At 68.0% G+C, this 14,249-nt stretch carries 15 protein-coding genes and 1 tRNA gene; 10 read left to right on the forward strand and 6 right to left on the reverse strand.

Annotated features, from left to right (window positions below; translation table 11 throughout):
• Positions 1–68: 68 nt before the first annotated feature.
• Positions 69–1,166: an ABC transporter ATP-binding protein gene (locus tag OSC27_RS14035; RefSeq protein ID WP_267182090.1), complete on the reverse strand. Its 1,098-nt coding sequence runs from the start codon at positions 1,164–1,166 to the stop codon at positions 69–71.
• Positions 1,167–1,472: 306 nt separating this feature from the next.
• On the opposite strand from OSC27_RS14035, the gene OSC27_RS14040 reads away from it, so the two are divergent.
• Positions 1,473–2,408 carry a DsbA family protein gene (locus OSC27_RS14040; protein WP_267182091.1) on the forward strand — a complete coding sequence of 312 codons (936 nt, stop codon included), beginning with the start codon at positions 1,473–1,475 and terminating at the stop codon, positions 2,406–2,408.
• Positions 2,409–2,478: 70 nt separating this feature from the next.
• A tRNA-Thr gene (locus OSC27_RS14045) sits at positions 2,479–2,551 on the forward strand.
• Positions 2,552–2,626: 75 nt separating this feature from the next.
• On the opposite strand, the gene msrB is transcribed toward OSC27_RS14045, so the two are convergent.
• Entirely contained in the window at positions 2,627–3,046 is a 420-nt protein-coding gene (gene msrB, locus OSC27_RS14050; protein ID WP_267182092.1) for a peptide-methionine (R)-S-oxide reductase MsrB, read from the reverse strand.
• Between the two features lie 245 nt (positions 3,047–3,291).
• Between msrB and OSC27_RS14055 the strand changes: the two genes are divergently transcribed.
• The 4 genes from OSC27_RS14055 (at position 3,292) to groL (ending at position 6,317) form a co-directional block, all read left to right on the forward strand.
• Positions 3,292–3,594, forward strand: a complete 303-nt coding sequence (locus OSC27_RS14055; protein ID WP_267182093.1) for a DUF3263 domain-containing protein — start codon at positions 3,292–3,294, stop codon at positions 3,592–3,594.
• 17 nt (positions 3,595–3,611) lie between these two features.
• Complete coding sequence (locus OSC27_RS14060; RefSeq protein WP_267182094.1) at positions 3,612–4,181, forward strand: LytR C-terminal domain-containing protein; 570 nt, start codon at positions 3,612–3,614, stop codon at positions 4,179–4,181.
• Between the two features lie 114 nt (positions 4,182–4,295).
• Positions 4,296–4,499: a cold-shock protein gene (locus OSC27_RS14065; RefSeq protein WP_267182095.1), complete on the forward strand. Its 204-nt coding sequence runs from the start codon at positions 4,296–4,298 to the stop codon at positions 4,497–4,499.
• 195 nt (positions 4,500–4,694) lie between these two features.
• Complete coding sequence (groL, locus tag OSC27_RS14070; RefSeq protein WP_267182096.1) at positions 4,695–6,317, forward strand: chaperonin GroEL; 1,623 nt, start codon at positions 4,695–4,697, stop codon at positions 6,315–6,317.
• 121 nt (positions 6,318–6,438) lie between these two features.
• Here groL and OSC27_RS14075 read toward each other — a convergent pair whose 3' ends face one another.
• The 4 genes from OSC27_RS14075 to OSC27_RS14090 all read right to left on the reverse strand — a co-directional run bounded on the left by OSC27_RS14075 (position 6,439) and on the right by OSC27_RS14090 (position 10,452).
• Positions 6,439–6,729 carry a WXG100 family type VII secretion target gene (locus OSC27_RS14075; protein WP_267182097.1) on the reverse strand — a complete coding sequence of 97 codons (291 nt, stop codon included), beginning with the start codon at positions 6,727–6,729 and terminating at the stop codon, positions 6,439–6,441.
• Between the two features lie 398 nt (positions 6,730–7,127).
• Positions 7,128–8,843 (reverse strand): sensor histidine kinase, encoded by a 1,716-nt coding sequence (locus OSC27_RS14080; RefSeq protein ID WP_267182098.1) that lies wholly within the window; start codon positions 8,841–8,843, stop codon positions 7,128–7,130.
• A 30-nt stretch (positions 8,844–8,873) separates the two neighbouring features.
• Positions 8,874–9,566 (reverse strand): response regulator transcription factor, encoded by a 693-nt coding sequence (locus OSC27_RS14085; RefSeq protein WP_267182099.1) that lies wholly within the window; start codon positions 9,564–9,566, stop codon positions 8,874–8,876.
• A 19-nt stretch (positions 9,567–9,585) separates the two neighbouring features.
• On the reverse strand, positions 9,586–10,452 hold the full coding sequence (locus OSC27_RS14090; RefSeq protein ID WP_267182100.1) for a helix-turn-helix transcriptional regulator: 867 nt from the start codon (positions 10,450–10,452) through the stop codon (positions 9,586–9,588).
• A gap of 113 nt (positions 10,453–10,565) precedes the next feature.
• Here OSC27_RS14090 and folE point away from each other — a divergent pair, with 113 nt between their 5' ends.
• From folE to OSC27_RS14110, 4 genes are all read left to right on the forward strand, one after another.
• A complete protein-coding gene (gene folE / locus OSC27_RS14095) occupies positions 10,566–11,192 on the forward strand; it encodes a GTP cyclohydrolase I (RefSeq protein WP_267182101.1) in 627 nt (208 codons plus the stop codon).
• A gap of 77 nt (positions 11,193–11,269) precedes the next feature.
• Complete coding sequence (locus tag OSC27_RS14100) at positions 11,270–12,493, forward strand: NAD(P)/FAD-dependent oxidoreductase (protein WP_267182102.1); 1,224 nt, start codon at positions 11,270–11,272, stop codon at positions 12,491–12,493.
• Positions 12,494–12,563: 70 nt separating this feature from the next.
• Positions 12,564–13,490: a dihydropteroate synthase gene (gene folP, locus OSC27_RS14105; protein WP_267182103.1), complete on the forward strand. Its 927-nt coding sequence runs from the start codon at positions 12,564–12,566 to the stop codon at positions 13,488–13,490.
• Positions 13,483–14,229 carry a pyrimidine reductase family protein gene (locus OSC27_RS14110; RefSeq protein WP_267182104.1) on the forward strand — a complete coding sequence of 249 codons (747 nt, stop codon included), beginning with the start codon at positions 13,483–13,485 and terminating at the stop codon, positions 14,227–14,229. Before folP ends, OSC27_RS14110 begins: the two co-directional genes overlap by 8 nt.
• Positions 14,230–14,249: the final 20 nt, after the last annotated feature.

A 14,249-nucleotide genomic window follows, 5' to 3' on the forward strand; every position in this document is an offset into this window, starting at 1 on the left:
TGCCTTAAACGTTAATGCCGGCCGGGCTGCACCATGAGTGCAACCCGACCGGCGAGGTGAAACGGGTGTCAGTCGACGACCGCGCCGCCGAGACGGCTGCCGCTTTCTGCGTCGAACATGTGCAGGTGGCCCACCTTCGGGCTGATGTACACGGTGTCGCCCGCGTTCGGGTGGGCGCGACCGTCGACGCGCGCGACGAAGTCGGTGCGCTTGCCGTCGATCTCGCTGTGGCCGTACAGGTAACCGTCGGCGCCGAGTTCCTCGACGAGGTCGACGGTGACCTTGAGGCCCTCGCCCTCGGCGTTCGCGACGACCACGTCCTCCGGGCGGATACCGATGGTGACCTCGTTGCCACTGGCGGCGGCAAGGGTGTCGCGGCCGACGGGAACGACGGCGGTGCCGAACTTGACGCCACCTTCGGTGAGGCCGGCCGTGAACAGGTTCATAGCCGGGCTGCCGATGAAGCCGGCGACGAACACGTTCTGCGGCTGCGCGTACAGGTCGCGCGGGGTGCCGACCTGCTGCAGCACGCCATCCTTGAGAACCGCAATGCGGTCGCCCATGGTCAGCGCCTCGGTCTGGTCGTGCGTGACGTAGACGGTCGTGACGCCGAGGCGGCGGGTCAGCGAGGCGATCTGCGTACGGGTCTGCACGCGCAGCTTGGCGTCGAGGTTAGACAGCGGCTCGTCCATGAGGAACACCTGCGGGCTGCGCACGATGGCCCGGCCCATGGCGACGCGCTGACGCTGGCCACCGGAGAGGGCCTTCGGCTTGCGGTTCAGGTACGGCTCGAGGTCGAGAAGCTTGGCCGCCTCGAGAACGCGGTTCGCGCGCTCCTCCTTGTGCACGCCGGCGATCTTCAGGGCGAAGCCCATGTTCTCGGCGACCGTCATGTGCGGGTAGAGCGCGTAGTTCTGGAAGACCATGGCGATGTCGCGGTCCTTCGGCGGCACGTCGGTGACGTTGCGGTCGCCGATGAAGATGTTGCCCTCGTTGACCTCTTCGAGACCGGCGAGCATGCGCAGCGATGTGGACTTTCCGCAGCCGGAGGGGCCGACGAGAACGAGGAACTCGCCGTCTGCGACCTGAAGGTCGAGCTGGTCAACGGCGGGGCGGGTGGAACCCGGGTAGAGACGGGTTGCCTTGTCAAAACTGACGGTAGCCATGGCGGTATTACTCCTTCACCGGCAGGTACGTGCCGGACGATCCGTAGTGAATGGATTTATACGATCGCGCTGCGCGAACGCCTCGTGATCACCTTCATAGTAGGGCATGTGCAGGGCGCCGCCTATTCGGGGGTGGGGGCGCCGGCGGCGGCGTGCGGGGGTGCCGCTCTGCGCCGCATCCGCTTGCCATACAGCGGCCGTCTGGTTGATTCCCAGAATGCCGACTTAGTATCTTTGTTGCGTTTGCATCGTGCAGGCGATCCCCCTTTTTCTCGTTCATCCCGTTCTCGTCGTAAGTGAGGGTCCATGACCAACGCCTCACCAAGCGACGACCGCGAAAACCAGAACCGGGGTCGCGAGGCAGCCAGAGTCAAGGCGCGCACGCTTCGCGAGAAGCAGAAGAAGAAGGAGAAGCGCGGGCGCGCGATCCTGCAGGGCGGCATCGCCGTTGCGGTCGTCGCCGCGCTTGCGATCATCGCCATCATCATCGTCGGCTCGGTGCGGCCGCCGGTTTCTGGCCCGAAGAACATGGCCAGCGACGGGATCGTGATCGGTTCGGGGCTCAAGGCTAAGAAGACGCAGGCGCTGCCGCCGACCGCAGAGCCGGTCGCGTCGACGCCGGACGCGACGGGAAGCGTCGTGACCATTCGTCTCTACGTGGACTATTTCTGCCGCACGTGCGGGCAGTTCGCGCGTGCGAACGGCAAGGAGATCGGGGAGCTTGCGAAGTCCGGTGCCGTGACCGTGGAGGTGCACCCCATCGCCCTGCTGAGCAGCCTCTCGTCTGGCACGCGCTATTCGCTGCGTGCGGCCAACGCGGCTGCCTGCGTGGCGGACAAGGCGCCGAACTCGTTCTACCGGTTCCACCTGCTGCTGTTCGAGCACCAGCCGAAGGAGAGCAGCTCAGGTCTCACCGACGACCAGCTGAAGTCGTACGTGACCAAGTCGGGTGCGTCGCACAGACACTCCATTGAGCGTTGCATCGACGACGGGCGATTCAAGACGTGGGTGCAAGCCGCCACGGACCGGGCCGTGGCCGGGCCTATCCCGAACTCCGATCTCAAGCCGTCGAAGCTCGATGCGACTCCGCTCGTCATCGTGAACGGCAAGCACTACAAGGGCTCTCTGACGAGCGCGAGGGACTTCAAGTCGTTCGTGCTTCAGGCCTCGGGCGAGACGTACCAGGCCTCGACCGCCTCACCCGTGCCGACGCCGACGGCGACCGCCGAGCCGCAGGACTGACTTCCGCGACCGCCGAGACGCAGAACTGACTTCGGCGACCGCCGCTCGATTATGATGGGGTGTTCCCCCTGCCGGCCTGGCGCAATTGGTAGCGCACCGCTCTTGTAAAGCGAAGGTTACGGGTTCGAGTCCCGTGGCCGGCTCTTCAGCTCACTCGGCTCTCGACAGCCTCGACAGTCGGCACGCGCTCAACCAGTGCCCGCTCAACCGCTGCCCGCTCACTCGGCGGGCTTGAAGTCCAGCGAGATCGAGTTCATGCAGTAGCGGTCGCCCGTGGGCGTTCCGAAGCCGTCGTCGAACACGTGGCCCAAGTGTGAATTGCAGTTGGCGCAACGCACCTCGGTGCGCACCATGCCCAGGCTGCGGTCCTCGGTAAGCGTGACCGCCTCGGGCCGCACCGACTCGTAGAAGCTGGGCCATCCGCATGCCGAATCGAACTTCGTTCCGCTCTTGAACAGTTCGGCACCGCACGCCGCACAGGTGTAAAGGCCGGCTCGATGCTCGTCGAGCAGTTCGCCCGTCCAGGGCCGCTCGGTCGAGGCCTCGCGCAGTACCGCGTACTGCTCGGGCGTGAGGGTCTTGCGCCATTCCTCGTCGGTCTTCGTCACGCCACCGCTCTTGATCGCACCGTCGTTCATGGCATTCCCTTCCATCGCCTGCGGAGCACACGCACCCCGCCCTCAGCCTAAACGCGCGTCGAGGATCTGACATTCCCCGTGACCTGCCGTTACGAAGGCCACACACGCATCAATCGAGCGGATGGCGCCCATTCGCGACCTGCCCGCTCCCTTCGGTGCGCACACAGCCGCCCGCCCATATGATGTGCCTGACCCGGAGGCAGAAATCGTCCGGGAGTCCGACTCGTAGCGAGAGGTGGGAACGAATGGCACACGCCACGCGCCACCTGCCCGAAGCCGAGCACGCTGCCGCAGAGCCGGAGCTCTCGGAACGCGAGCGGTCGGTCCTCGCCTTCGAGCGCCAATGGTGGCAGCACGCCGGCGCGAAGGAGAAGGCGATCCGCGAGGAGTTCGGCCTCTCGGCGGCCCGCTATTATCAAGTGCTCGGAGCGCTCATCGACCGCCCGGCTGCGCTCGCATTCGACCCCATGCTGGTCAAGCGGCTGCAGCGGTTGCGACACGCCCGAGTCGCTGCCCGGGCCGCGCGCTCGCTCACGCCTGACGAATAAGGATTCGCCCCACCGCAATGGCACATAGATACCCGAAAGACCGCTTCGACACCGCGCCGGAGCGCCACTCGCGCATCGGCGCTCACCGTGCACCCGCGCGCCGGGGCCGCGGCTGGATCGGCTTCGCCTGGGCCGCTCTCGCGACGGTGATTCTGGTGGGCATCGGCGTCGTCTGGATCCTGCAGGTCAACAACTCCATCAACGTTCCCAAAGGGTTCGGCTTCTTCGGCTCGGACTCTACGCCGACGGCCACCGCCACGAGCACGCCGACGCCGACCATCACGCCGACAATCGACCCGAAGCTCAGCGTCATGGTGCTGAACGGCACGCCGACGACCGGGCTCGCCGGTGACGTGGCCAACCAGCTCTCGGCTGCGGGCTGGACGATCGCCTCACGCGGAAACGCGAGCGAGAACGACATCACCAAGACGGTTGTGTACTACTCAGACGACGCGAACGAGGGTGCGGCGCTGGGTGCGGCGAAGTCCCTCAAAGGCGCCAAGGTGAGCATCGTGAAGACGGATGCCTATGTCGACAGCGGGGCCGCTTTGACGGTGGTCGTCGGGTCGGACTACGCGGGCGGGTAGGCGCGCGTGTACCAATTGCGTCATGTGCTGTTTTCGCGTGACGCGGCTCCACTATGATCTGCTTCACGCACGTCAGTCGCGCGCGTTAAAGATGCAGATCACTGGGAGTAATTTATGGCGAACGGAACCGTGAAGTGGTTCAACGCTGAAAAGGGCTACGGATTCATCACGGTCGACGACGGGGGGCAGGACGTTTTCGTTCATTACTCCGCAATCGACATGAGCGGGTACAAGGTTCTTGAAGAGGGCCAGCAGGTGGTTTTCGAGGTCGGCAGCGGCGCCAAGGGCCCGCAGGCAGAGTCGGTTCGCCTGGCCTGAGAGTCCGCCGCGCGGCTGACGTTCCTGGCCGCACCGCGCGATGCCGGTGTCTTCTCCAACAGTGAGAGGGCGCCGGCATCTCGCCATCTTGCACTCTCATAGGCTGAGTGCCAGAATCTATTTAGCACTCGCTCTAGAGGAGTGCTAATTGGACTGAATCTTTCGCGTAACGTCCGGGAGGGACGAGAAACAACCATGGCAAAGATCATTGCTTTCGACGAGGAGGCCCGACGCGGCCTTGAGCGCGGACTGAACATCCTGGCCGACGCGGTCAAGGTGACGCTCGGCCCGCGTGGCCGCAACGTCGTGCTCGAGAAGAAGTGGGGCGCTCCCACCATCACGAACGACGGTGTCTCCATCGCCAAGGAGATCGAGCTCGAAGAGCCGTACGAGAAGATCGGCGCGGAGCTCGTCAAGGAGGTCGCCAAGAAGACTGACGACGTCGCGGGTGACGGCACCACCACCTCGGTCGTGCTCGCTCAGGCGCTCGTGCGCGAGGGCCTGCGCAACGTCGCAGCCGGCGCCGACCCGATCAGCCTGCGCAAGGGCATCGAGAAGGCCGTTGCGGCCGTTGTGGCCGAGCTCACGAACCAGGCCAAGGAGGTCGAGACCAAGGAGCAGATCGCGGCCACCGCATCCATCTCCGCCGCCGACTCCGAGATCGGCGCCATCATCGCCGAGGCCATCGACAAGGTGGGCAAGGAAGGCGTCGTCACGGTCGAGGAGTCGAACACGTTCGGCACCGAGCTCGAGCTGACCGAGGGCATGCGTTTCGACAAGGGCTACCTGTCGCAGTACTTCGTCACCGACCCTGACCGTCAGGAGGCCGTGTTCGAAGACCCGTACATCCTGATCGTCAACTCGAAGGTCTCGAACATCAAGGACCTGCTGCCGATCGTCGACAAGGTGATCCAGGCGGGCAAGCAGCTGCTGATCATTGCCGAGGACGTCGACGGCGAGGCTCTGGCCACGCTGGTTGTCAACAAGATCCGCGGCATCTTCAAGTCGGTTGCCGTCAAGGCCCCGGGCTTCGGCGACCGCCGCAAGGCGCAGCTGCAGGACATCGCCATCCTCACCGGTGGCCAGGTCATCAGCGAAGAGGTCGGCCTCAAGCTCGAGAACGTCACGCTCGACCTTCTTGGTTCGGCCCGCAAGGTCGTCATCACCAAGGACGAGACCACGATCGTCGAGGGTGCGGGCGACGCCGAGCAGATCGCAGGCCGGGTTGCCCAGATCCGTGCGGAGATCGAGAACACTGACAGCGACTACGACCGTGAGAAGCTGCAGGAGCGCCTGGCGAAGCTCGCCGGCGGTGTTGCGGTCATCAAGGCCGGTGCCGCCACCGAGGTGGAGCTCAAGGAGCGCAAGCACCGCATCGAAGACGCCGTTCGCAACGCGAAGGCTGCGGTTGAAGAGGGCATCGTCGCCGGTGGTGGCGTGGCTCTGCTGCAGGCGGGCAACGTGGCATTCGGCAAGCTCTCGCTTGAGGGTGACGAGGCGACCGGCGCGAACATCGTGCGTGTCGCCATCGAGGCGCCACTGAAGCAGATCGCCCTCAACGCCGGTCTCGAGCCGGGCGTCGTCGCCGCCAAGGTCAAGGAGCTGGAGGCCGGCCACGGTCTCAACGCGGCCACCGGCCAGTACGGCGACCTGATCGCGCAGGGCATCATCGACCCCGCCAAGGTCACGCGTTCCGCTCTGCAGAACGCGGCCTCGATTGCCGGTCTGTTCCTCACTACCGAGGCCGTCGTCGCCGACAAGCCGGAGAAGGCGTCTGCCGCTCCTGCCGGTGACCCGACCGGTGGCATGGACTTCTAAGTCCGAACCGAACAACGCAAGGGGCGTCTCCGCAAGGAGGCGCCCCTTCGTCGTGCTCGGGCCGTGGATTGGCGCGTGCGACGTGGGCGTGGCGACGCGCTGCCGGGGTGCGCCGCACCCGTCAGCGCGAGAAGAGCCGGGTGTTCGCCGCCTCGATCTCGGCGTACTGCTGCGCGGCCTGGCCGAGCGCGTGGTTGATCGCGGCGAGACTCTCCTCGACGCGCTGCTGCGTGGCGTTCCAGTCGGTGATCACGGCTTGGAACGCGGTGGCGGCCTGGCCGGTCCACGCGCCCTGCAGGTTGGTCAGCTGGCCGTGCAGCCCGCCGACCTCGGCCCTGATGCGGTCCATCGAGCCGCGTACGGCGCCCGTGGTGCTGAGTACGGCCTCGCTGTCGACCTGAAATCTGCTCATAACGGTTCCTCTCTCGGGGTGTGTGCCTTCGACCCTAGGAATGGCCGGCACGCTTCGTCCGCACCGTTGGCGAAGCGGTGGACACCGCGAGCGCATCCGTCCTGGTGGAGGGCGAACACGCGAACCGACCGCCCAGCCCAGCGACCGCTGGCCGCGGTGAACGAAAACGACGGTGATATCGCCCGGCATCCGCTGAAATGGGGTGCTGGGGACCAAATCAGGCAGTATCACCGTCGTTTTCGTTCGCGCGAAGGGACCACGGCAGGAGGGTGGGCGCGCAGGCAGGAATGCAGGCCGGGAGGGCAGCGGGCACGCCGGGAGCGGGCGCGCACGATGGGTGAAGAGCGCGGGCGGGCGCGCAGGCGCGGAGCGGCGCCCGGAGGCGGCGAGGGCGGCACTCAGGCCGCGGGGGAGCGCTCGGGGGAGAGCTGCTGCGGCTGCGGGTCGGGCGATGCGGCGAGCGGCAGGCTCACGCGGAACGTCGCGCCGCCACCCGGCGTCTCGTCGGCCTCGACCGTGCCGTCGTGCGCCGCGATGATGGAGGAGACGATGGCGAGCCCCAGGCCGCTGCCGCCGGTCTCGCGTGCACGCGATGTGTCGGCCCGCCAGAACCGCTGGAAGATCTTCTCGCGAATCTGCGGCGGGATCCCCTCGCCGTGGTCGATGACCTCGAGCACGGCTCGGTCGGTCTGATGGTTGACCTGCACGCGGATCTCAATGGGGCTGTCGGCGTCGGTGAACCGCATGGCGTTGCCCATGAGGTTGGTGACGACCTGCCGAATCTTGTTCTCCTCGGCGAGAACGATGGCCGGATCAGCGGGAGGCGGCGGCGGTGCGGTGGCGGGCGCCGGCACCTGAACCTCGCCCGTGTCCTGCTTGCGCGGCCTGCGGCTTCGCAGCCTGGCCAGCGTCGCCCCGGCGAAGGCGATGGGCCCGGTCGCCGTGCTCGCGCTGCTCTGCGGCTTGGTGTCCGCGGGCGGGGCGGCCTCAACCTCGAGCGGGGGCGGGGGAGCCGCCATGATCGGCTCCGGCGTGAGCACCGTCACCCGCCGTTCGGGTGACGAGGCCATGGCATCGAGCGCGGCATCGCGCGCGATCGGCACCAGATCGACCGGCGCCAGCTCGAGCGGCTTCGTCTCGTCGAGCCGCGCGAGCTCGAGCAGATCCTCCACCAGCACACCCATGCGGATCGCCTCACGCTCGATGCGATCCATCGCCTGCGCGACCTCTTCCGGCGTCTGCAGTGCCCCCATGCGGTACAGCTCGGCGTACCCGCGCAGCGAGACGAGCGGCGTGCGCAGCTCGTGGCTGGCGTCGCCCACGAACCGGCGCATCTGCTCGATCGTGCGCGCGCGGTCACGGAACGCCCGATCGATGCGGTTCAGCATCGTGTTCAGCGACCGGTTCAGCCGGCCGACCTCGGTGTTGGGGGTCGCGCCGGCCAGCCGCTGACTGAAGTCACCATCGGCGATCTCTGCGGCCATCCGCTCGACTTCGCGCAGCGGCACGAATGTGGTCGTCACCAGCATGCGGGTGAGCGCCGCGCCTACCGTGACGACGAGAATGCCGAAGCCCAGGAAGATCGCGAGATAGCTCGACATGACCGTGTCGATCTGCCGCGTGGGCGCGGCGACGACCGCCGTGCCGTTCGCGCCCTCGGGCGAGTTCAATGGCACGATGGTCGCCGCCGCCCGGTACACGGTCTGCTCGTCGCCGCTCATGAGGTCGAACCCCTGCCGGCTCATGGCGCGGCCGGTGATGAGATCGATGCTCTTGTCGATCACCGGTCGTGACGACGCCGGCTCGTTCTTCCAGTTGTGCGCGATGAGCTGGCCGTCGGCGTCGTAGAGCGCCACGAAGTACGCACACGACGTGCCGTTCGAGGCCACCTTGTCACTGCCGCTCGTCGTCGAGGCAAGGCACGAGTTGAGGTTGTTCGGCTGTGACGCGACCTGCAGCTGCGAGTCGAGCTGGTTGATCAGCACGGGCTTCAGCATGGCCATGGTGCCGATGCCGGAGACGAGCAGGCCGAGCGTGAGCATGAGCACCGTGACTCCGGTGATCTTGGTCCTCAGCGAGACCGAGTTCCACTTCTCGACCAGTGACTCATGCATAGCCAGGTCAGTCTAGGCGCGGATGCTGGGCTAAGCCTTGGCGGCCTTGAGCATGTAACCGAAGCCGCGCTTGGTCTGGATGAGCGGCTCGCTCGAGTGCGCGTCGACCTTGCGCCGCAGGTACGAGATGTAGCTCTCGACGATGCCCGCGTCGCCGTTGAAGTCGTACTCCCACACGTGGTCGAGGATCTGCGCCTTCGACAGCACCCGGTTGGGATTGAGCATGAGGTAGCGCAGCAGCTTGAACTCGGTGGGGCTCAGCTCGATGGGCGTCTCGCCCACGAAGACCTCGTGCGTGTCCTGGTCCATCGTGAGCTCGCCCGCGCGGATCACCGCGTCTTCGTCTGCCTGCATCGTGCGTCGCAGAATGGCCTTGATGCGGGCCACGATCTCGTCGAGGCTGAACGGCTTGGTCACGTAGTCGTCGCCGCCGACGGTGAGGCCGGTGATCTTGTCTTCCGTGTCGTCCTTCGCCGTGAGGAACAGGATGGGCGCCGTGTATCCGGCGCCGCGCAGCCGCTTCGTGACGCCGAAGCCGTTCATGTCCGGCAGCATGACGTCGAGGATGATCAGGTCGGGTTCCTCTTCGAGGACCGCGGAGATGGTCTGGGCGCCGTTCGCCACCGCGCGCACGGCGAAACCGGCGAAGCGGAGGCTGGTGGTCAGAAGGTCGCGGATGTTGGGCTCGTCGTCAACGATGAGAATGCGGGGTCCAGCGTTCATGCGACCCAGTATCTGCGCGTTAGCTGAATTGCTCCTGTGCGTCGTCGGTGCGCGCCATTTCAGAATTGCGGATGCGGACGCAGCATCGACCGGCAGAAGGATCCTGTTCGACGTGGCACCCGCATCCGCTCTGCGTGGCCATGCCGCGCACGAGCTCGACGTTGAGGTGGCACACCATCTCGGTGTGGTTCGCCTTCAGTTCGTGGAAGGGACAGTTGCCGAAGACGACGTCGCCGCCGGCCTCGGTGCGCGGCTCGTAGCCGCTCGCCTCGAGGGCGGCGGTGAGGTCGGGTGAATCGGCTGCCGCGTCAGCGCCGATCTCAGCGGCCACCTGCTGGATGGCCGTGCGAATGGGCAGGCCCGCGGCATCCGCTCGCTCGATCGCCTCGGCGAGCACTTCGCCGACGATGTCGAAGCGCCGGGCGGGCAGCGAGACGCTGATGGGGGCGCTCGCGCGGCGGTAGAGCTTGGCGGGGCGGCCGGAGCCGGGGCCTGTGCGGCCGCTGAGTCGCCGGAACTCGACGTCGAGCAGACCGTCGTCGGCCATGCGGTCGAGGTGGAAGGCCGCCGTTCCGCGGCTCAGGCCGACGGCGCCCGCTGCCTCGTCGCGCCCGACGGCGTCGTCGCTGGCCGAGATGTAGGCGTAGAGGGCGGCCCTCGCTGGGTCGCGTAGGGCGGCGGCGGCGCGCAGCCCGGCATCCGTGGATCCGGCATCCGTGGAGCTGGTACCCGCGGAGCTGGCACCCGCTGGTCTGGTACCCGCGGAGCTGGCACCCGCTGAGCTGGCACCCGCTGGTCTGGCATTCGCTGAGCCGGCATTCGTGGCGCGGTTCGACGGCGCGCGCGTTGGCCCTGCAGCCGTCGATCCTGAATTCGTGGAACTCATGTACTCAGTGTAGCTCTCTAAAATGAAGATTGCTTGACAAAAGAATTGAGCGGGCCTAACGTCGGCATCAAGGGCTGTGGCGGCGAGGCGCTGTCACGGGGAGGACCGAAACCATGTCACTGAGCATCGCCGAGACGCAGCCGGAGCGTGCGGGGCTGCACGCGCTGCCGCCCTTCGATACCGGCCGCATCGACCGGGTGGCGGCCGCGGCGGCCGTCGCCGACCTGCTCGTCGCCCTCGGCCGAGACCCCGCCTCGCCGCATCTCGCCGAGACGCCGCGCCGAGTGGCGGATGCGTTCGCCGAGCTGCTCACGCCCGAGGCGTTCCAGCCCACGACCTTCGCCAACGACCAGGCATACGACGAACTCGTGTTCGTGGGCGACATCCCGTTCCACTCGCTGTGCGAGCATCACCTGCTTCCGTTCACCGGCGTCGCGCACATCGCGTACCTGCCCGGCGAGCGCATCGTGGGGCTCTCCAAGCTGCCGCGCATGCTCGAGTACTTCTCCCGCGACCTGCAGGTGCAGGAGCGGCTCACGGTCCAGGTCGCCGACAAGCTGATGGGCCTGCTGTCGCCGAAGGGCGTCGGAGTGGTGCTGCAGGCCGAGCACCAGTGCATGTCGGTGCGCGGGGTCCGCTCGCACGGAGCGCGCACGACGACGCTCGCGCTGCGTGGCGCGTTGCGTGACGACGAGGCCAGGCGTGCCGAGTTTCTCGCGATGGCGGGCGTGCGCGGCTGACGGCGGCGCACGCGACGGCGCTGACCGCGGCGGGCGACGGAGACGACGAGACACGAACAGAACAGGGAGTGGACACCATGGCAGAGACGAAGACCTTCACGATCGTCGGAGGCGGGCTCGCAGGCGCGACCGCCGCCGCCACACTGCGCGAGGAGGGGTTCGACGGCCGCATCCGCCTGTATGCGGGTGAGGCGCATCAGCCCTACATTCGCCCGCCGCTCTCGAAGGAATACCTCACCGGCCAGGCGGAGGCCGAGACCGCGTTCGTTAACGCCGAAGGCTGGTACGCCGAGCACGACATCGACCTCGTGACCGCCACGAGCGTGTCGGCGATCGACCCCGCCGCGCACCGCATCGAGCTTGCCGACGGCACGGCGCACGAGTACGACCGGCTGCTGCTGGCGACCGGCGCCTCGGCCCGGCGGCTGAGCGTACCGGGTGCTGAGCTGCCCGGCGTGCACCACCTGCGCACCCTCGACGACAGCGAGCGGCTGCGTTCGGCGCTCGCCGAGGGCGGCCGCCGCGTCGTCATCGTCGGCGCCGGCTGGATCGGCCTCGAGGTGGCCGCGGCCGCGCGCGGCTACGGCAACGACGTGGTCGTGGTTGGCACGGGTGACGTTCCGCTCGAATCCGCCCTCGGCCCCGAGCTCGGCGCCGTCTTCGCCCGGCTGCACACCGACAACGGGGTCGAGTTGCGCCTGCCCGGCTCGGTGACGGCGATTGAGGGCGACGACCATGTGACCGGCGTTCAGACGGATGCCGGCAGCCTCCCCGCCGACATCGTCGTCGCGGGCATCGGCGCGATCCCCGAGACCTCCCTGGCCCTGGCGGCCGGTCTCGACGTTCAGAACGGAATCCTGACGGACGCGTCTCTGCGCACGAGCGCCCCGGACGTGTTCGCAGCAGGCGACGTGGCCAACACGTGGCATCCGGTGCTGAACGACAGGCTGCGCAGCGAGCACTGGGCCAACGCGATCGGTCAGGGCAAGGCCGCGGCGAAGGCCATGCTCGGCCAGAGCGTGTCGTACGACGACATTCCGTACTTCTACACCGACCAGTTCGACCTGGGCATGGAGTACTCGGGCTACATTCCGCTCACGGTCGGCGCCGACGTGGTCTACCGCGGCGATCTCGAGACCCGCGAGTTCATCGCGTTCTGGCTTCGCGAAGGCCGGGTCGTCGCCGGCATGAACGTGAACGTGTGGGACGTGAATGAGGATGTGCAGGCGCTGATCCGCTCGGGTCGCCAGGTGGATGCCGCCCGGTTGCGCGACGCGAACGTGCCGCTCGGCGAGGTCTGAGGCGGGGCCAGAGACGGTCCCTGGCGACGCCGAACGCGAGATCTGACACGCAGTGGGGCAGCATGGAGGCATGACCGACGAACGCCGCCGCGAGGCAGCCGTGTATCTGCCTGCGCTCGCGCATCCGATTCGGCGCATCGGCGCCCGCACGTTCGACTTCGAGCGGCAGGTGGCGGTGATGGCCGTGGTGAACCGCACGCCGGATTCGTTCTATGACCGCGGCGCGACGTTCGCGCTCGAGAAGGCGATCGAGGCCGCCACGCGAGCCGAGGCCGAGGGGGCGGACTGGGTCGACATCGGCGGCGTGCCCTTCTCCCCGGGCCCGGCGCTGCCGGTCGAGGATGAGCTCGCGCGCGTGCTGCCCGTGATCGAGGGGCTCCGCGCGGTAAGCAACGTGGTGATCTCGGTAGACACGTTCCAGGCGGAGGTCGCCCGGCGTGCCATCGCGGCCGGCGCCGACGTGGTGAACGACACGACGGGCCTGCACGACCCCGCGCTCGCCGAGGCGGTGGCCGACAGTGAGGCGACGCTCGTGATCACGCACAGCCTCGCGAGCCCGCGCACCCAGTACCCGAGGCCGCACTACGACGACGTGGCGGGCGAGATCGCCGCGTTCCTGCACTCCCGCGTCGAGCTGGCCGTGAGCCTCGGCGTGCCGGCAGAGCGCATCATCGTCGACCCGGGCCACGACCTCAACAAGAACACCCTGCAGACGCTGGAGCTCACGCGGCGCTTCGCCGAGATCGCCGCGCTCGGGCTGCCCGCGCTCGCCGCCGTCTCGAACAAGGATTTCATCGGCGAGACGCTCGACGCCGAACGCGGCGACCGGCTCGAGGGCTCCCTCGCCGCCGCCGTGTTCTGCATCGTGCAGGGCGCCCGTATCGTGCGCATGCACAACGTGCGCGAGTCGGTCGCGGCCGTGCGCATGACCGAGGCCATCCTCGGCTTCCGCCAGCCCGCATACACGCGGCACAACATGGGAGACGCAAATGAGTGAGATCACGCGCGTGTGGCCGACGCCCGCCGCCGGCCCCGCAACCGACGATGACCTGGCCGACTGGTACGACGAGCAGACCGCGGGGGAGGCCTGGACCCGGGTCAACTTCGTCGCGAGCCTCGACGGGGCGGCCACGCATCAGGGGCGCTCGGCCGGCCTCAGCGACGACGCGGACCACCGCGTGTTCGATATCCTGCGCCGCCTGTGCGACGTGGTGGTCGTGGGTGCCGGCACGGTGCGCATCGAGGGGTATGGGGCGATGAGGGTGGATGCGGCATCCGCCCGCTGGCGTACGGAACACGGCCGGCACGCGCAGCCGACGTTCGCGCTCGTCTCGGCCACGCTCAATCTCGACCCCGAGAGCCCGGTGTTCGCCGACGCACCGGTGCGGCCGATCGTGTTCACCGGCGCGGCGGCCGCCGCGGACCGGCGCCGGGCGCTCGAGGCGGTCGCTGATGTCGTGACGTGCGGCGACGCCCTCGTCGACACGCGCGCCATGATCACCGAGCTCGTCGCGCGCGGGCTGGGGCGCATCCACTGCGAAGGCGGCCCACACCTGTTCGGCGCGCTCGTGGCCGACGGCACCGTCGACGAACTGTGCCTCACGCTCAGCCCGCAGCTCGAGGGCGGCACCGCGAAGCGCATCACAGACGGCAGCCAGGCGGCGCCGCTCGGCATGCGGCTCGCGCACGTGCTCGCCTCGGCCGACACCCTGCTGCTGCGCTACCTGCGCGAGTAGGCGGGCAGCGTGCGACGCGC

Origin of the sequence: Microbacterium sp. STN6 (assembly GCF_026410545.1) — a bacterium.
Lineage (GTDB): Bacteria > Actinomycetota > Actinomycetes > Actinomycetales > Microbacteriaceae > Root112D2.